Raw genomic sequence first — 17,493 nt, 5'->3', positions numbered from 1 at the left:
CAACCCAGCCCTGACAGAAGCGGGCGTCGGGCGTGCGGTCAGTCGGTCTCCGAGAGGGCTGCCAGCCGGTCAAGAGAGGCTTGAAGTCGCGCGGCCGTCATCGACCGAGCAGTATCGAAACGTTTCTGATCGGTCAAGTGGGTCCAGTCGTAGGTGTGGGTAACCCGGGTGTGCGAGGAGTCGATCGGCTCCAGGGCCCACGCCCAAAGGTGCCCGGGCGGTTGGCGACCAGGCTCGGAAGGTTTCCACGCGATCCGCCGTCCCTCCTCGAACTCGACTACATGATTCTCGCGAACGGTGCCCATGGTGAGCGTCATCACGAACACATCACCGACGGAGCGAACCCTCTGCCCGCTCTCTGCCGAGGCAAGGTTGTCGTTGCCATCCCAGAGTGGTTGTTGAGCCGGGTCAGCTATGAACTCGAAGATGCGGTCTGCGCCGGCCGCGATATCGCGCGTCGCGCTAACGACGCGCCCGCCGTCTGCCTCGGTGGTCATTCGAACATCCAAGCACCGGAGGCCATATGCGTGCGAGACGTTTTCACGTGCCAATAACCAGTCGCCTGCGCGCCTAGCTTGTGGCGGTGGCACCGAGACGACGTTCGATCTGGAAGTTTGTCGGCCTTGCCGGCCTCGCCGGAGTGGCGGCGACCGGTGTGGTGGTGGCTCGCTCGGAGAGGCAGCGCCGCTCCTACACACCCGAAGAGGTTCGTGCCCGCCTCCACCACCGCCTCGAAAGCGTGGAGGACCGGGGGAAGCATGGCTGAAACGCTGTCCCTAGACGAAGCGGTCGACCTGACGAGGACTGGGGATCTCTGGCTGTTTCGGGGTCCGACGGCCGGTGATCAAGCGATACGCACCTTCACCAACAGCCCAGTGAACCACGTTGGTATGGCTGTCGTGCTCGAAGACCTGCCTCCGCTGATGTGGCACGCCGAGCTCGGCCAGTCTGTCGAGGACGTCTGGACCGGTACTCATCATCGAGGCGTGCAGCTGCACGATCTTCGTTCCGCGGTGATCACCTGGACGGTTCGTTATCACCAGGAATGCTGGCTGCGTCAACTCGAGGGTGATATCACTCAGGAGACGGAGGACGCCTTGCTGAGGGAGATCGCACGCAAGGACGGCATGCCCTTTCCGACAACACTCGCCCTCGCCGGCCGCTGGGCTCGAGGCCGCCTTCGCCGACAGGCCCCGGCCGAAGCCGCGTACTGCGCCGAAGTGGTTGCGAGCAGTTACCAAGCGATGGGCTTGCTAACCACCAAGCGGCCAGCCAATTGGTATGACCCTGGCCGGTTCTGGAGCGGAGACCGGCTCGAGTTGCTCGGAGGAGCGACCCTTGGTGACGAGATCCGGGTGCTGGTACCGAACGACGCCTCGATCGCTTAACCGGGCGCCTAACCGGGATCTTTCCGAGCCAGCACCTCTACCGCCTGCGGCAAGCGCCCCCGTGACTCGTCGATCAGAACCGGCGAACCGGGATCCGGACCGACGGGACCGGGGGACCGATCCGAGTCGAGATCGAGGGCGTGCAGGAAGGCCGCAGCCACGGCATCCGGCCTGTCTACCTGAAGGTAATGGTTGGCTCCGGGAACGAAATACAGGCGGTTCCGTCCGGGCTTGAGCATCAGGAACTCGTTCCAGACATACGAAGCAACACGTGGTGGCGAGACGGTGTCACTCAGACCCCAGATGACGGTCGTGGGAACATCTCTGGCTGCGAGCAGCTCGAGCCACTCGCGCTCATGATCAGCGCGCTCAAGCAGGTACTGGATCGTCTCGTGCAGAACCTTCACACCATCGGCATGAGCGAACGTGGCCGACATTGCCTCGACGTCTGAGTGGTCGGGAGGCCTCGGTGGCGAGAAAGTCGTGGATCCCATGCCTGCCGCCAGCCGGTCCGGGGTGAGGAAATCCAACACCGCCGGAGCGGTCGACGCGTCAAGCACCAATCTTTGGAACTCGGTGAGGTTCGAAAGCGGGAGAAAGACGTTCCCGTTGGTCAGAACCAGGTGGTCGACCCCTGGTTCGGCGAGGGCGTAGTTGATCGCCACACTCGACCCACGATCGTGGCCCATGACGACGACGGACTCGGCGCCGAGGACCTCACGAACGTAGAAACCGAGAAGCTCCGAGTCGCGGGCAAGGCTGTATCCCCAACCTTGCGGCTTGTCGGAGAACCCATAGCCGGGGAAGTCCATCGCGCAGACCCGATACCGGTCCTGCAGAAGGTCCACGATCCCGAACCAGTCGATGCTGCAGGTTGGAAAGCCGTGCACGAGGAGCAGCACCGGACTCTCTGGCTGCCCCGACTCGACGTGAAAGATCTGGACCCGGTCCGTGCTCCGGTCGCGGGGCGCCCATTCGAAGTATCCACCTCGCGCTCGCCAGGCCTCGGCACGCCTGTCACCGTTCATTCCTCGCTCCCCGTACGTCGCTGTCGGGGGACAATCTTTACTTAGGGAAGCGCGCAGCGCCGAGCCGTACTAAACAGGCGCGGCGACCGCGCTTGCAGGCAGTCCACGCGGGCCTTTGCGCGCCGCCCGGAGCACCCTGACCATCATCTGCGGCTTCATCAGCGACGGAGGCGGAGCCAAAAGACCCTGAACCTCCCACATTGCTCTGGCCACGACCGGGTCGTACTGCGCGGCGATGATGACTCGCTTCACGTAGCCGTTGATGCGATCGACCATCGGCGGCTTCGAGCCAGTCGTCTGAGGGAACACGAAGTCGGCGCCTGCTGCGATCGCCCAAGGGTTGGCGATGACCTTGGCGGCCGCCTTGTAGAAGCGATCGGCGAGGGAGGGCGAGTCGATGCCGACGGCTTCGATCGACGAGCGGAGCGCGATGGATTGAAGCGCTGCCGAACTCATTCCTTGGCCATATATCGGGTTGAAGCTGCAGATGGCGTCTCCGATCGCAAGGAACCCTGGGAGGTGGCGGTTCAGCTTCTCGAAATGTCTCCACTGGTTCGACGGGAGCCGATGGGTCACGATGGGTGAAAGCGTTTCTTCGTTCCGTATCACGTCGGCGACGTCACCGGTCGGAAGCGTCTCGGCGTATTGGAGGTAGCCGTCGTCGTCGGTCGGCGCACGGTCGCCATGCACGCCGGCGAGCGTGACGATCCATCGCCGTCCTTCGATCGGGAAGGCGACGCCGAAGCGCGGGCAGCGGTCAGGGTCGCCGATTGTGATCATCCAGGTGTCGTCGGGCAGCCGGCCGGGGGTGCGCCGGTACAAGCGCGTGGCGTAGGCCATGTCTACGGTGACTTGCGCCACTTCGGGGATGGGATACCCGGCTGCCTCCAACCAGCGCGCAGCTTGGCAGCCCCGCCCGGACGCGTCCACGACCACGTCCGCAGGAATCTGCCGGGACTGGCCGTCCTCTTCGATTACCACTCCTCTGGCGCGCCCGCCTTCGACCACGAGTCCCTGAGCTCCTGCCGAGACGAGAGACACGCCGGGCACGCCGAGCACGCGCTTGCGGACCGTGTTCTCGAGGAAACAGCGGGAGAAGAACATTCCGGTGAACTCGGGGACATCTACGCGGTAGCCACCGAACTGCCACCACTTCGCGCTGCTGGTCGAGGTCCGCTGGGCCCCACCAGCCTCGAGGTCCTCCATGATCCCAGGGAAGAGATCGCGAAGAACCTGCTCCCCCGACGGAAGAAGGCCGTGGGCGTGCCGGCCTTGGGGTACTCCCTTGCGGTCTGCGGGCTCGGCGGGAAGGACGTCGCGCTCGACGATCGTCACCTCGTCCACCCTGTCCGCCAGAACCTTCGCAGCTGTGAGCCCAGCCATGCTGGCGCCGACAACGACTGCACGACGACTAGCCATCGAGTGCCCCTCCTTTTCGATCTTGAAACGTGCGAAAGGTACCAATGCAAGACCGCCGCTGCGGGGATCACTGTCTGTTAGGCCATCCGCCGATCTAGTGACCTGAATCTCGATTCGGGTGCAGTTACGCCGTGGTGCGTTGGTAGCCGACGTTCCCTAGGGACCGGAGGCGCGTGGAGGTAGCACCACCTACAACCGGAGTGCTTCCACCCTTCCGGGATTTCGACGCGCACCCGACAATCCATCCGACTACCGATGGCGACGACACCGTGTTGCGCCATGACCTGCTCGGAGGGGCACATGAAAACAATGTCCGTAGTTCGTTCCGCCGGAGCCGCCGCGCTGACCGCGGCCGCCGCCATCGGCCTTTACGCTTCCCCTGCCTTCGCTTCGGCACAAACCGGAAGCGTCCCCGCCGGCACACCCTTCGACATCGGGCCGTCGCCGGTAGCGCTCCCCTCGTCGTGCCCGTTCCCAAACGAGGACGCCAACTTCGTGTTCCTGTCCGGGAATGAGGTTCAGCACGGCACGATGAACGCCAACGGCGATTGGGGTGGCATGACCATGGAGGGCACCGCCGTCTTCTACGAGAACAGCACGCCTTGGTACCAAGGGCACCTCACCATCTGGCAGGGCGGCGGCAACAACGCCAAAGCTCAGAGCGAGGGCGGGTTGACCCTTAACTTCTCGGGGACGGGGCCCGCAGGGACTCTGCAGCTTCACGTCAACTTCCACGGCACGACCAACGCCACTGGACAGCCAACGGCCAGCGTCCAGAACGTCAGCGCCTCGTGCGGATAGCCGGCCGACAAGAATCGACCCGACGAGAATCCCGCCGGTAAGAATCAACGCGGTGGACCGGGGGCGCAGGCCGACAGACGTTCACCCGACCCGGGTGTACCTGTACCGCCTCCGGTCCATCCTCCGTCACCGATGGTCCGACTACCTGCTGCTGACGCTCATCGTGGCCGCGGTCGGCGGCCTGGCCATGGGATCGGTCGTAGCCGGCCGGCGGACTCAGTCGGCCTACGCATCGTTCCTTCGTCATGACGACGCGTCGACGCTCATCATGTCTACGTACGGCATCGGCTCCAATTCCCCGGCCAACTTCTACTCGACGGCGCTCGAGCAGCGGCTACGCCACCTCCCTGAAATCGCCGAGGTCGGGACTTGGGTCGGGACAAACAACGCCCCGCTCGAACCTGATGGATCGCTGAACTTCGCCGTCCTCAACTCGGTGAACATCGCGGCTTCCCTCGGTGGGGTCTTCTTCCACGAGGACAGGGTGACGGTGATCAAGGGGCGAATGGCGAATCCGGCCGACCCGTACCAGTTCATGACGTCCGAATTGGGCGCCCGGCTACTCGGGGTTCATCTGGGCCAGACCTTGGTGTTCGGCACGACCGGTGAGACGATTCGGCTCCCGATGCGCCTGGTCGCAATCGTGGCATTCAACGACGCGGTGATCCAGGACGACACCGACCGCACGCCGGTCAACCTGGTTTTCACCCCCGCGCTGGCCCGAACCGAGGAGAACCAGGGCAACGGAACCTGGTACGCCATCCGTTTGAAGCCAGGCGTCAAAGACATCGGCCAAGTGGAACAGCAGCTGACCCGGCTACTCCCAGCCGGCGGAATCGACAACTTCAAACTCACGGCGGCCACCGAAGCGAAGGTCGAAAGCGCCATGAGGCCGGAATCGATCGCGATAGGCGTGTTTGGACTGATCGCCGGGCTGTCCACCGTTGGAATCTGCCTTCCGATCATGGCCCGCTTGCTGGTCAACAGCCAGGACGAACGCGAGGTCCTGCGCGCCCTCGGAGCGAGCAAATCAGCGATCGCGGCCGACTTCTACATCGGCATCGGTGCCAGTGTGTTTCTCGGGACGGTCCTAGCCAGCGTCGTGTCAGTGGCCGTTGGTTCGTTCGCCCCCCTCGGCCCGGTGCGCACCGTGTACCACCCACGGGACTGGAGTCCGGACTGGGCCGTGACCACAGGGGGGGTGGCGGTGCTCGTGGGGACTCTTTTCGGCGCTGCGGTGATCATGGGCATTCGACGCGCAGGACGCAAACTCACTCCCTACCAACCAGGCCCACCGGCTCGGGTGTCGCGCGCCGTCGATGCCGCAGCGTCGGCGGGCCTGCCGGCCACCGCTGTGGTAGGGGCGCGCTTCGCCGTGGAGCCGGGACAGGGTCGCTCTTCGGTACCGGCTCGCTCCGTGCTCTTCGGCGCGATCCTGTCTGTCGCGTTGGTCGTAACGACAGTGACCTTCGCCAGCGGGTTGAGAACCCTCGTCAGCCGACCGGCCCTCTACGGGTGGGACTGGGGTTACGCGCTGACGGGCTACTACGGTCTCCCGCCCGACGCTCAAGCAGCGCTACGAAATGACCCCTCTGTGCAGGCGTGGGCCGGGTACACCTCGGTTAACGCCCCCATCGACGGGCACAGCGTCCCGGTCCTGATCTCGGTTACCACACCGAGCGTCAGGCCACCCCTCGTGTCCGGTCACGAACCTGGGGTGGGCCAGATCGTCCTCGGTCAAGCGACCCTTACCGCGTTGCACAAGCGGGTCGGGGAAACGGTGGGCGTCGGATACGGCAGCCCAAACACGGCTCCGCTTTACCTGCCGCCGCAGCCGTTGAAGATCGTCGGCACAGCGACGTTCCCGACGATAGCGGGCGCGACCACGTTCGCTGATCACACTTCGATGGGTGTAGGAGGTCTCTTCTCGTTCGACTCGCTGCCGAGGTCGTTCGTGCTGCAGACCCAATCCCCCGATCCTGTTCAAAGTGGCCCTGCCTTGGTGTTCGTCCGATTCCGCCCATCGGTGAGCAAGTCGACCGCGGCCGCCCACCTGCGCCGGATTGTCGCCATCGCCAACCAGGAGTTCGCTAGCGATCCTCAAGCCGTCGGGGATGTCGTCTCGTACCTTCCCGTGCAACGACCTGCCTCCATCGTGAACTACCAATCTACCGGCGACACCCCGCTGGTGCTGGCCTCGGGATTAGCCGTCGCCGCGATCGTCGCGCTGGCTCTCAGCATGGTCGCGTCCGTGAGGCGTCGCCGGCGTGACCTCGCCGTGCTGAAGACATTGGGATTCGTCCGTCGGCAGATGATCGGAGCGGTTGCAGCGCAGGCCTTGGTGACGGCACTGCTCGCAGACGCGTTCGGCATCCCGCTTGGGATCGCAGCCGGCCGGCAGCTGTGGATCGCGTTCGCGCGCAGCATCGATGCGGTGCCCGCGCCAACGGTCCCAGCCTCAGTGGCTCTGGTGGCGGTTGGCGCAGTCCTGATTTCCTTACTCGTGGCGGTGCTGCCGGGCCGGCTGGCCGCTCGTACCCCGGCCGCACGAGTGTTGAGGGCGGACTGAATCCTGCGGAATGGGGTGCTAGCACCCCTGGTTCCGGTGCGCGGGCACCCTTGGCCGCCAATGCAACTGCTTTTACCGTCACTTCAGGAGCCGCATTCAGCTGCTCCAGATCTAAGGAGGGGTCGGCATATGACCGCAGTCGATGTTTCTGCCCGAGTTTCCGCCTCGGACACCCAGGCAAATTGGGCCCGCTGGGGTGGGATCAGCGGAATCGTGTTCGCACCGCTGCTCGCAGCCGCGGTCCTGATGACCGCAGGCATGCCCGCGGCGAAGCACGCCGCGAAGGTGCAGGCGTGGGACGTCAAGCACACAGGTTTGCTGGGTGCGTCGTTGGTGTTGACCGCGTTGGCCGTCGTCGTCGGGTTGTACTTCTTCACCTGGCTCCATTTTCAGTTCACCCGGTCGGAGCGGAGCTGGATGGGAACCATGTTCGTGACCGGCGCGATCCTGTTCGGTGCGTCCGGGACCATCGCAGCAGGGCTCCAGGCGACTCTTAGTCAGGACGCAAAGCACTTGAGCACGGGCTCTCTCCAGCTGATGGCCAGCCTGTCGCAGAACTTCAACTACCCGATGACCACCGTGGGCCTGGCGCTCATGTTCCTGGCCGCTGGTTTCCTGATCCGACGGACGAGGCTGCTCCCCGGCTGGCTGGCGTGGGTGTCGTGGGTACTCGCTTTTGCTGCCGCCACAGTGATCCTCGGTTTCATTGCTCTTCTCGGCACCGCGCTGTGGGTGATCGTGGTCGGCGCGATTTTCACTGTCCGCCGCTCGGCCAAGAGTTAGAGTCCGCGGCATGGCGCCAGGTATACGCGTCGCGCTCGCCGAGGACCATGCGCTGGTCCGCGACGGGCTGACCCGGCTGGTGCAGTCCGAGGACGACTTCGAAGTGGTCGGGGTGGCGTCGGACCTCCCCGACCTCCTGGCGTTGGTCGTAGCACAGGACCCGGACGTGGTGGTGACCGACATCCGCATGCCGCCGACGAGGGTTGACGAAGGGATCCAGGCCGCTGCCTGGTTGCGGGCCAACCGGCCGAAGACGGGGGTGGTGGTGCTGAGCCAGTACGCCACCCCGGCCTTGGCGCTGGCCCTCCTCGGCGACGGCTCGGCCGGCCGTGCCTACCTGTTGAAGGAGCGCGTCGCGGGTGCGACCGAACTGGCCGGCGCCATCCGAACCGTGGCCGAAGGAGGGTCGGTGATCGACCCCACCGTGGTCGACGACCTGGTCCGAAGCCGCGCAGGCAAGCGAAATTCCGACCTGTCCTGGCTGACCCCGAGGGAGTCCGAGATCCTGGCGGGCATGGCCCGGGGACACAGCAATGCCGGCATCGCGGCGAGCCTTGGCCTTTCCGAACGGGCCGTCGAAAAGCACATCAACTCACTCTTCTCCAAGCTCGGCCTGCGAGAAGAACGCGACGTCAACCGGCGAGTCAAGGCCGTTCTCATGTACCTGAGCGACCAGGACGGTTCATGATGGGTGCATGGCAGTGACCGCGACCGCCGTGGGCGTTCTCGTCGTGGACGACCAGGCGCCGTTCCGGCGGGCAGCACGAACCGTCATCGAGAGCTTGGATGATTTCCAGCTGATCGGCGAGGCCGAAACGGGAGAGGAAGCGCTCGCCATGGTCGACGACCTCCACCCCTCCGTGGTCCTTATGGACATCAATATGCCGGGCATCGACGGGATCGAAGCGACAAGGCGGATGGTCGCGGCCGACCCGAACGTTTTCGTGATCCTCTGCTCGACGCTGGCTTTCTCCGATCTTCCCGGCGAACTCGAATCCAGCGGAGCCCGGGCCTACCTGAGCAAGGAGCTCTTCGGGGCTGACGAGCTCCGCCGGATATGGGGCGGCGGACGACGGGGATCATTCATCGCTGCTGGGCACCCGTAACTGGCACCGAACCCGACACCTCGACACCTTCGCCAAGCCGAGATGTCCATCGGACCGTGCCGCCGATCGCGCCGAGACGGTCGGTCATGTTGGTAAGCCCGTGCCCACGAGGCGTGACGGTTGGATCGAATCCCGGTCCGTCGTCGATCACTCGGAAAAAGAGAGTGGCGTCGTCACTCCACACGCGCACTTTCGCGGTTGCGCCGGGTGCGTGCTTGGCCGAGTTCTGTAGCGCCTCGAGACAGCAGAAATAGACAGCAGCCTCTGTGTCCTGATCGAAGCGGCTGTTCGTGCTCACGTCGACCGAGACTGAGAGCGGGCTGCGGGCCGCGGCCGCGCCGAGCGCCGGTGCCAGGCCTCCGTCGGCGAGCAGCGGAGGGTAGATGCCGTGAGCAAGATCTCTCAGCTCGCGAATCGTCTCTTGGACCTCTAAGGTCAGATCGTCGAGCATGCGAGCCGCCGAGTCGGGGTCGTCGGCCATAAGGTCGCGCGCCAACCGCAACTCGATCGCGAGAGCCACCAGGTTCTGCTGCGCGCCATCGTGGAGGTCGCGTTCTACCCGCCGCCGTTCCGCGTCTCCACTGGCAATGATGCGCGCACGCGACTCCCTCAACTCCTCCGCCTGGACCCGAAGCTCGGCCAGAGTGTCCTGCAGCGCGCTGTCCAGCTGCATGTTGTGCAACGCAAGTCCAACCTCGCGGGCCAGATCGGACAGCACTCTGTCGTCGTCCTCCGCGAACGGTTCGGCAGAAGCCGCGCGCTCGACCACAAGAAGACCGAGCAGCTCACCCGCGTTGCGGATGGGAGCAACCCGTAGCTGGTGATCGCCATTTGGATGGACCAACTGCGGCAGCCAAACCTCGACCCACGCGTTTCCCGAGACCATCGCACGCGCCACCGCCGGCCGCTCCCGGTCGCTGACGAGTATCGAGCGGGGGCCTCCGTCGGCAGGTGCCCCCGCGACCCGCTCGAGCACGCCTCCCGATCCGGTGTAGACCTCGGCGCTCGACAAATTCATCGAGCGAACCAACGACTCCGACAACTGAAGCAGCAGCTCCTCCATCGGTGTGTTCCGTGTCAGCCGGCTCGCGAACGCCCGGATGAGTTCGTCGGGTGCCTGCTTGGCGCCATACACAAGCCGGTTGGCTGTGCTCAGAAAACTCCGGCGCGCCGGTCCGAACGACACCGCCGCCAGCGCTGCGGCCACCATCGAAAGTCCCAGCGTCTCGCGATCTGACTTCTGCTTCGGAGGATTACCGAGGCCGCGCACCACGATCAGGTACACCACCGAGATCATCGCCGCGAACGTTCCGAGCGCCAGCGTGTCGACAAGCACGCGTCCGCCACGACCACTGCCCCGGCGCGACTCCGAGGCCGCTCTCGCGACGGCGGGAGCTGCTGAAGCGCCCACGGCGACGGGCCCCAGGTCATCCGGCCAGCCGACCAAGGTCCGCAATGCCGCGCTCACGACGATCACCGAGGTGCCCGCCACTATCCCGGCGGCGAGCCAGCGCAGCCGGTCCCGGTCTGCAGCCGGACCGCGTCGATAACCTCGGCGAACGGCATCCACCAACCACCAGAACGTCACCACCCCAGCCAGTGCTGCGGCGGTGACTTCGACCGCCCGACCGTCCGGCGGGAAACGCGACGCGGCCAATGCCGTTGCGGCAAGGAAGCTTGCGAAGGCGACGAGGGGGATCCCGTTGCGCCTCCACACGAGCCAACCCGCTGCCGCCCACAGCGCTGCGACGCCGAGACCGCATCCGACCACGTTCGACACTGGTACTTCGGAGAACCCGACAGCGACGGCCACCCACGAGAGAAGCAGCGCGGCCGCAGCAGCGATTCGCGACGAGGTGGCGCTCACTCTTCGATCCGGCCGTCCCGCATCGCCACCAAGCGGGACGCGGAGGTGGCCACCTCGGGGTTGTGCGTCACCATGACAATCGTCTGGCCTGCGGCGTGCAGGCGGCGGAGCAGCTCCATGATCTCCCGGCCGCCCTCGGTGTCGAGCGAACCGGTCGGTTCGTCCGCCAACAGCACCGTCGGGTCGTTGGCGAGGGCGCGCGCGATGGCGAGCCTCTGTCGCTGACCACCCGAGAGCGACGTGGGCATGGTCATCGCCTTGTCGGCCACCCCCAAGAGGTCGAGGAGATCCCGGCCGCGGGATTCGGCGGCACGCCGGCTTCTGCCGGCGATGACCGCCGGAAGGGTCACGTTTTCCAGAACCGTCATCCCTTCGAGAAGGTTGAAGAACTGGAACACGATCCCTATGTGCCGCCGTCGCATCCGGGCGAGGCCGTCTTCGTCCAGACCGGCCAGCGGCTGTCCCGCCACGCGGATCTGACCTCCGTCTGGCACGTCGAGCCCGGCGATCAGGTTGAGAAGTGTGCTCTTCCCGCATCCCGACGGACCCATGATGCCCACGAACTCACCAGCCTGCACCACGAGGTCGGCGCCCCGGAGGGCCCGGATGGGCGCGTTGTCCGCCTCGAACATCTTGCGGACACCGTGCGCGACCACCGCGCCCGATAACGCGGTGCGCTCAACCTGTACCCCGCGGGCATCCGTGCCCTCCACATCTTCAACGGTAGGGGTTCCAGCCGTCTCTCGTGAGGGTGCTGTCCCTCTCGCCTGGTGTGGATAACACCCGGCGAGGGACAGGTCATTCAAGCTTGCCGGACCAACTTCCGATGAGTTTCTAGGAGGCTCATCCAAAAGTGATCGTGGCCGAACAGCGAATATCCCTGCCTGGGCGAGCACAGCTGCTGAGCGTGGCGCGTCAGCCGCTCTTCCTCGCCTATGCCATCGGTCCCGTGACGCTGGTGCTGTTCTGGCTTTTCCGGGACATGCACGACATAGCCGACCACCCGATGTGGGTTTACGGGCTGCTCTGGCTCATTCCCGCGGTCCTGTCGACAGCGGCGACCGTTCGTGACGCGAAGCACCCGACGGCGTGGACGCTTCAGGGTCGGGCCGCTACAGGCGCCCTGGCCACCACGCTGATCATCTATGCCACTGGGTGGGGACCGGCCGTGGACGTCGTATACCTCGTCGCGGCTCAACAATTGGTTGCAGAGAAGGGCGCCGCCGCCTGGCGGGTTTGCAGGCTGTGGGCCTTCGCGGGAATCGCGGGCGGTCAGATCGCGGTCGCCGTCGGGATCGCCCCCTCGTACATCCGTACGCCGCTCGACAACGGAATTGCGGCCCTCGGCGCCGTCGCCTTCCTCTACGTCTCCCGAATGGCGGAGACGATCTCGGCCGACAGAGAACGGGCCTGGGAGGCAGCGCGCGTGACCGGTGAGAGGTTCGCGTCGCTCGTCCAGAACTCCTCCGACATGATCCTCGTTTTGGACGAAGTAGGAACGGCGATTTACGCCGGCGGCGCGTGCGAACTGATAACCGGGATGACCGCGCAAGAGCTCCACAAGGCGGACCTTCGCTCACTCGTTCATCCCGACGACATCGAGCCGGTCAGAAATTATCTTGCGGAAGCGCTTCTCCTTCCTGGGCCGAGCCAGCCGGTGGAGATGCGCGTACGACGGCCCGACGGGATATGGCGACACGTCGAGGCGGTGGGAACGAACCAGAGGGCCAACCCGTCGATCGGAGGGGTCGTTCTGAACGTCCGGGATGTCACGGACCGCAAACGGGCGGAAGCTGAGCTCGCGCACAACGCCATGCACGACGGGCTGACCGGGCTTCCGAACCGAGCCTTGTTGCTCAAGAGATTGTCCGACAGCCTGGCCCGGTTGCAGCCAGGGGCTGAGCAGCCGGCGCTGCTGTTCCTCGACGTCGACCGGTTCAAGCTGATCAACGACAGCCTCGGCCACGACACCGGCGACCAGTTGCTTGTCGAGGCGGCTGGGCGGCTGCGCTCTGCGTTGCGAACTGGAGACACGGTCGCTCGTTTCGGCGGCGATGAGTTCGTGATCCTTTGCGAGCCGCCGGGAGACCCGGTGGTGGTCGCGCGCCGCCTGTTGGAAACATTCGATCAGCCCTTCCGTCTCGCCGGCGAGGACTTCTATTTGACGGCCAGCATCGGAGTCGCCTCCGCCGAGGATCTGGCTTCCAACCCGGCGGAGCTGATCCGCGATGCCGACACTGCGATGTACCGGGCCAAGGAGCTCGGACGCGGCCGGGTCCAGGTATTCGACGAGGAGGCTCGGGCCAGCGCCTTGGCCAGGGTCCACACCGAGCACCTTCTCCGCGGCGCCGTCGATCGCGGCGAGCTGAGGCTCTTCTACCAGCCGATCCTCGACCTCCGAACCGGAGAACTCGTTGCGGCCGAAGCCCTTCTCCGCTGGCAGCACCCCCACGAAGGGCTGATCGGTCCGCAGCAGTTCATCGAAGTCGCCGAGGACAGCGGGCTGATCATGATGCTCGGTGATTGGGTGCTCCGGCAGGCCTGCGACCAAGCGACGATGTGGGCCGCAAACGGGTCACCAGTGCACATGGCGGTCAACATCTCGGCCGGCCAACTCGCACACGAGGATTTCGCGAAAACTGTGGAGGAGATGCTCCGCCGGCCGTTGCACCTGACGCTGGAGCTGACCGAGAGCGCGCTGATACGCGACCCTCACGCGGCGGCCGAACGGATCGGCAAGCTCAAGGCGCTCGGCGTGTTTCTCGCGATGGACGACTTCGGTACCGGCTACTCCTCGCTCGCCAATCTCCGCACATACCCGTTCGACAAAGTGAAGATCGACCAGCGTTTCGTTGCCGGCCTGACCGTGAGCTCCGAGGACGAAGCGATCGTGAAGGCGATCATCGGACTGGCCCACGACCTTGGGCGGATCGTTATCGCAGAAGGCGTCGAAACCTGCGAGCAGCTCGCAGTTCTTCGAGCCCTCGGCTGCGACAGGGCGCAGGGTTTTCATCTTGGCAAGCCGCAGCCGGCCCCCGAGGATCCCTCAAAGCTCCTCAACGGGACGGTCATCCACCAGCCGGCTGTCATCTAACGGCTAGCCGTCAGGATCGTCGGCTAGGTCAGCGGTGGTGTAGTCGTATATCTCCTGCAGCGCGTCGCTGAGACCGCGGCTGGCCATGCCGTCCTCTTTCAGACGGTTGACCCATTCGGGCCCCCACGGCGTGCCGAGCACTGCTTGGTAGGCGTCCCAGCCCGTGTCGCCGTCCTTTCGGGGATGACGCCAGTTGGTGCGTGCAAGGGCTCCCAGTTCCGCCCAGTTGAGCCTTCCTGCGATCTCGCTGCCGTAGTCGTGGCCTTCGTCGTAGGCGGCCTGAGCCTGCTTTTGGAACCTGTCTTTCAGCCGGTCCAGGGTGTCGGCGTCTACGCGCCGGTGCCGAGGTTTGAAGGCCTCGTCGGGCGTCGGGGCGTGGGTTCTGGTCGCGCCGAACGCTTGGCGCAGGGCTGTCTGAACGATCTCGGAGACGCTCAGGTTGAGCCCGTGTACCTGATCCTGGATCTCGGTCCAGAGTCCATCCGGTATGTAGACGCTGCGTTTAGCCATCTGCCCTTCTCACCAAGCCTGTTTGCAACTGTAGTACATCCTACCCTTGACGCTTTGTCGTACCCATTCTATCCTACCTATATATCCTACAGCGCCGGAGGTGAGGTCGGGTGGGAGCACCTGTCGAGGAAGCGGTGCAGGAGCTGCTGGGGAGCGTCTCGTCCGTGGTGGAGTCTGCGCTCCGCTCGGCGATGTCCGCTGCCGACGCGGCGTGCACGTATTGGGGCCAGCCCCGTTCCGGTCCGCTGTGGACCTCGGAACGGATCGCTCATGTCGCCGAGCGGTTCGTTGCCGAGATCAGGCCCCGCTACGACGACGGCTACCACGCCGGCATAGCGGTCGCTGAAACGATCACCTGGTCGCAACTATCTGAACTGGTGAGATCGCCTTGGCGAATTCGCCGCGCACGATTCGGCGACGACGGCGAGCGCGTCCTCGAGGACCGGTGGGGTACAGAGTGGCGAACCCGCCTCGACGACCCGGTCACCGTGCGGGGAATGCAGGAGGCGCTGAGCGAAGTGCGGGCCGCAGTGATGGAAACCGAGCATCTCCATACCGATCGCGGCACTGGCGAGAGCGAGCGCAGCACCGCTGGGGAAGACGTGCCGGAAGGAGATCCGGGTGAAACATAGGCACCCGACGTCGCATCTACTACCCGAACTGCGCGCGCAGATCATCTTCGCCGAACCGCGTCCGGAAGAGCTGGTGATCGACGTGCTTTGCGCGCCCGACGAACACCGCCTTAGCGGGACCGCGTTTTCGCTGGACGCGGCGATTCCACTTCAGGCCTGGGCGCTCCTGGCCGTCCTTGCGGTGGACCGCTGGGCCACTCTCTGCTCTGAGGTAAAGCTCAAGTTCCGGTACAACCAGTCGGTAGCTCAGGTCTCGATCGCCGACGAGCACCACACTGTGTTACTCGATCTTCGCAGCCGGCCCATCGGCCTCTCGGGCGACGAGAAGACCGACCCCATCAGCAGCCGCCACAGCACCGTGTGATCCAGGTGTTCGTGCGGTCAGACCCGGGTCATCTTTGTGAGCCACGCGAGAGCGGTCGGAGGGTCCAAGTTGATGTCGAACGTCTCGGCCGTGATGGATGAGATGCTCCAACCTTGGGCGAACGAGTTGCGAATCTCCGCTTGGGTCACTCGCCTCGGGCCCCAATCGCCGGGCTGGCGGTCACTGAAGCAACACATGAGATAACGACCTCCCGGGTAGACCACGGCGCGCAGCTGATCCACGTACTGAGCGCGTCGCTCGTCATCGAAAACATGGAACAGCCCGCTGTCGATGACGGTGTCGAACTGCTCGCCCAGATCGCTGAGCTTGAGGGCGTCCCACAGCAGGAACCTCGGCGACAGGCCGCGTTCGGTCGCCTTCGCGGTTGCCGCATCGATCGCCCGGGGAGCAGCGTCGACACCGGTGACTTCCAGTCCGCGGGCCGCGAGCATCAGCGCGTGTTCGCCGGTGCCACACCCCGCGTCGAGGACGCTACCCGAGATGTCACCCTCGTCCGCCAAACGAACGAACACCGGTTGCGGGCGTCCGATATCCCAGGGCGGGGTGGACAGGTACATCTCGTCGAACTCGTGAGGCGCCCTTGCCTGCGCCGGCCCGGGCCTCGCTACATCGGGAATGTCGCTCACGTCTTAAGCAGACCGCTCTTCGTACTCTTCAGCCGCTCAGCACGGGATGTCGGCGTCAAAACCGCCGGAAGGGTATTGCGTGTAGGTCACCCGGCCGCCCGTGAAGCTCGCGGATCCGCATCCCGTCATGGCTTGGGCTTGGGAGGAGTAACCCGCCAACCAAGCCGGGTTGTTGCCGAAGGTCGATCCGGTTCCGCCTGTGATCTGGGTCCACTGGTATCCGGTGGAGTAGAAGCCCACCGTGGTGACACCCTCACTTTGTAGCCCGGCCACCTCGCCCTGCAGGGCGGCCGCGTCGTTGGCTTGGTACTGGGGGCTCTGCCCGTAAGCCCCTTCCAGGGTCTGCCAGCTGTTGCCCGTCTCGACATCGAACCACCAGACGACCGAGGCCGGATTGATGCTCGTGCCGGCGACTGCGTTCACCGCGTCCTGGAACGAGTCGCGGGCGGCGTTGTAGCCGTAGTCGAACGAGCACGCCGTCGAGTTCTGGTCGGAGGTCGTGCAGTTCTGGGGCGAAGCCTGCCCGCTCGTGGGCCAATGCGAGGAATAGGCCGGTCCGGGGTCGGCAGTGTTCGCGTAGAACTGCAGCCCATGCCCGTCGCCCCAGTTTGCCTGGCTGGCGAGGCACGGGTTGGCGGACAGCACTATGCCGTCATTGACCCCGACTATTGAAAAGCTCGCCGCCGGCGGAAGCGTCGTGTTGCACTGCGGGTAGGAGATGTCGTAAGCCGCGTTTACCGTCCAACTGAACGTGGTGCTGCCCGACGCGCCGCCGTTGGTGTCCAGCGCAGTCACCAGGACAGATGATTGCGTCGCGCTCGTTGGAGTTCCGCTGATCAGCCCGGTTGCGGTGTTGATGTTCAACCCACCGGGAAGGCCAGTTGCGCTGTAGTTCAGCACGCCACCGTTCGAGTCGCTGGCGCGTATTTGCAGTCCTACAGCTCGACCGGTGCTGGAGATCTGGTTGCCTGGGTTACTCACGCTGACGCTGGCCGAGCCGCCGCCACCGCCCCCACCGCCACCGTGGTGGCTTCCCGACGTAGTCACGTGCCCAGCGGCGAACGCTTCACCACCACCGAACCAGAACAGCGCAACAGCAACGCACGAACACACCGCGATACGACTACGAGACCGCGTTTCCGCCATATCCGCCCCTCCTAGGAACTCGACTGCGCCGCAAATATACTGCGCCCTCGCGGGCCTGATCGACCAACGATGGCCTTATTGCTCGATTGTGGTCATTGCTCAATGGTGGTCGTTCCCAGCCGTCTTCCTGCGTATTAGC

The 17,493-nt window shown here is 65.1% G+C and carries 18 protein-coding genes; 10 read left to right on the top strand and 8 right to left on the bottom strand.

The window, feature by feature from the left end; all coding sequences use genetic code 11:
- Positions 1 to 38: 38 nt before the first annotated feature.
- The gene (locus VFZ97_05170; GenBank protein ID HEX6392809.1) at positions 39 to 497 is read right to left on the bottom strand and encodes an SRPBCC family protein; all 459 of its coding nucleotides are present in this window, start codon (positions 495 to 497) and stop codon (positions 39 to 41) included.
- An 86-nt stretch (positions 498 to 583) separates the two neighbouring features.
- Here VFZ97_05170 and VFZ97_05165 point away from each other — a divergent pair, with 86 nt between their 5' ends.
- The gene (locus VFZ97_05165) at positions 584 to 766 is read left to right on the top strand and encodes a hypothetical protein (protein HEX6392808.1); all 183 of its coding nucleotides are present in this window, start codon (positions 584 to 586) and stop codon (positions 764 to 766) included.
- Positions 759 to 1,388 (top strand): hypothetical protein, encoded by a 630-nt coding sequence (locus tag VFZ97_05160; GenBank protein ID HEX6392807.1) that lies wholly within the window; start codon positions 759 to 761, stop codon positions 1,386 to 1,388. The genes VFZ97_05165 and VFZ97_05160 overlap by 8 nt, the downstream gene beginning before the upstream one ends.
- Positions 1,389 to 1,396: 8 nt before the next feature.
- Here the strand turns inward: VFZ97_05160 and VFZ97_05155 are convergent, their stop codons facing one another.
- Positions 1,397 to 2,416 (bottom strand): alpha/beta hydrolase, encoded by a 1,020-nt coding sequence (locus VFZ97_05155; GenBank protein ID HEX6392806.1) that lies wholly within the window; start codon positions 2,414 to 2,416, stop codon positions 1,397 to 1,399.
- Between the two features lie 69 nt (positions 2,417 to 2,485).
- Positions 2,486 to 3,835 (bottom strand): hypothetical protein, encoded by a 1,350-nt coding sequence (locus VFZ97_05150; GenBank protein ID HEX6392805.1) that lies wholly within the window; start codon positions 3,833 to 3,835, stop codon positions 2,486 to 2,488.
- 309 nt (positions 3,836 to 4,144) lie between these two features.
- Between VFZ97_05150 and VFZ97_05145 the strand changes: the two genes are divergently transcribed.
- The 5 genes from VFZ97_05145 to VFZ97_05125 all read left to right on the top strand — a co-directional run bounded on the left by VFZ97_05145 (position 4,145) and on the right by VFZ97_05125 (position 9,094).
- The gene (locus VFZ97_05145; GenBank protein ID HEX6392804.1) at positions 4,145 to 4,636 is read left to right on the top strand and encodes a hypothetical protein; all 492 of its coding nucleotides are present in this window, start codon (positions 4,145 to 4,147) and stop codon (positions 4,634 to 4,636) included.
- A 52-nt stretch (positions 4,637 to 4,688) separates the two neighbouring features.
- A complete protein-coding gene (locus tag VFZ97_05140; GenBank protein HEX6392803.1) occupies positions 4,689 to 7,205 on the top strand; it encodes an FtsX-like permease family protein in 2,517 nt (838 codons plus the stop codon).
- A 129-nt stretch (positions 7,206 to 7,334) separates the two neighbouring features.
- A complete protein-coding gene (locus tag VFZ97_05135) occupies positions 7,335 to 7,988 on the top strand; it encodes a hypothetical protein (GenBank protein ID HEX6392802.1) in 654 nt (217 codons plus the stop codon).
- A gap of 10 nt (positions 7,989 to 7,998) precedes the next feature.
- The gene (locus tag VFZ97_05130; GenBank protein ID HEX6392801.1) at positions 7,999 to 8,676 is read left to right on the top strand and encodes a response regulator transcription factor; all 678 of its coding nucleotides are present in this window, start codon (positions 7,999 to 8,001) and stop codon (positions 8,674 to 8,676) included.
- Between the two features lie 7 nt (positions 8,677 to 8,683).
- Complete coding sequence (locus VFZ97_05125; GenBank protein HEX6392800.1) at positions 8,684 to 9,094, top strand: response regulator transcription factor; 411 nt, start codon at positions 8,684 to 8,686, stop codon at positions 9,092 to 9,094.
- Here the strand turns inward: VFZ97_05125 and VFZ97_05120 are convergent.
- Positions 9,072 to 10,961: a histidine kinase gene (locus tag VFZ97_05120; GenBank protein HEX6392799.1), complete on the bottom strand. Its 1,890-nt coding sequence runs from the start codon at positions 10,959 to 10,961 to the stop codon at positions 9,072 to 9,074. The two genes, VFZ97_05125 and VFZ97_05120, sit on opposite strands and share 23 nt — an antisense overlap.
- A complete protein-coding gene (locus tag VFZ97_05115) occupies positions 10,958 to 11,674 on the bottom strand; it encodes an ABC transporter ATP-binding protein (GenBank protein HEX6392798.1) in 717 nt (238 codons plus the stop codon). Before VFZ97_05115 ends, VFZ97_05120 begins: the two co-directional genes overlap by 4 nt.
- A gap of 140 nt (positions 11,675 to 11,814) precedes the next feature.
- Here VFZ97_05115 and VFZ97_05110 point away from each other — a divergent pair, with 140 nt between their 5' ends.
- Entirely contained in the window at positions 11,815 to 14,055 is a 2,241-nt protein-coding gene (locus VFZ97_05110; GenBank protein ID HEX6392797.1) for an EAL domain-containing protein, read from the top strand.
- 3 nt (positions 14,056 to 14,058) lie between these two features.
- Here VFZ97_05110 and VFZ97_05105 read toward each other — a convergent pair whose 3' ends face one another.
- Complete coding sequence (locus tag VFZ97_05105; GenBank protein ID HEX6392796.1) at positions 14,059 to 14,565, bottom strand: hypothetical protein; 507 nt, start codon at positions 14,563 to 14,565, stop codon at positions 14,059 to 14,061.
- Between the two features lie 110 nt (positions 14,566 to 14,675).
- On the opposite strand from VFZ97_05105, the gene VFZ97_05100 reads away from it, so the two are divergent.
- Positions 14,676 to 15,197 (top strand): hypothetical protein, encoded by a 522-nt coding sequence (locus tag VFZ97_05100; GenBank protein ID HEX6392795.1) that lies wholly within the window; start codon positions 14,676 to 14,678, stop codon positions 15,195 to 15,197.
- Positions 15,187 to 15,561 (top strand): hypothetical protein, encoded by a 375-nt coding sequence (locus VFZ97_05095; protein HEX6392794.1) that lies wholly within the window; start codon positions 15,187 to 15,189, stop codon positions 15,559 to 15,561. Before VFZ97_05100 ends, VFZ97_05095 begins: the two co-directional genes overlap by 11 nt.
- A 17-nt stretch (positions 15,562 to 15,578) precedes the next feature.
- Here the strand turns inward: VFZ97_05095 and VFZ97_05090 are convergent, their stop codons facing one another.
- Both VFZ97_05090 and VFZ97_05085 read right to left on the bottom strand, forming a co-directional pair.
- The gene (locus VFZ97_05090) at positions 15,579 to 16,208 is read right to left on the bottom strand and encodes a class I SAM-dependent methyltransferase (GenBank protein HEX6392793.1); all 630 of its coding nucleotides are present in this window, start codon (positions 16,206 to 16,208) and stop codon (positions 15,579 to 15,581) included.
- A gap of 36 nt (positions 16,209 to 16,244) precedes the next feature.
- The gene (locus tag VFZ97_05085; protein HEX6392792.1) at positions 16,245 to 17,354 is read right to left on the bottom strand and encodes a putative Ig domain-containing protein; all 1,110 of its coding nucleotides are present in this window, start codon (positions 17,352 to 17,354) and stop codon (positions 16,245 to 16,247) included.
- Positions 17,355 to 17,493 lie beyond the last annotated feature (139 nt).

This window comes from Acidimicrobiales bacterium (assembly GCA_036378675.1).
Lineage (GTDB): Bacteria > Actinomycetota > Acidimicrobiia > Acidimicrobiales > Palsa-688 > DASUWA01.
Note: the sequence above shows the minus strand (reverse complement) of the source record. Positions and strands in the feature narration are given on the sequence as shown.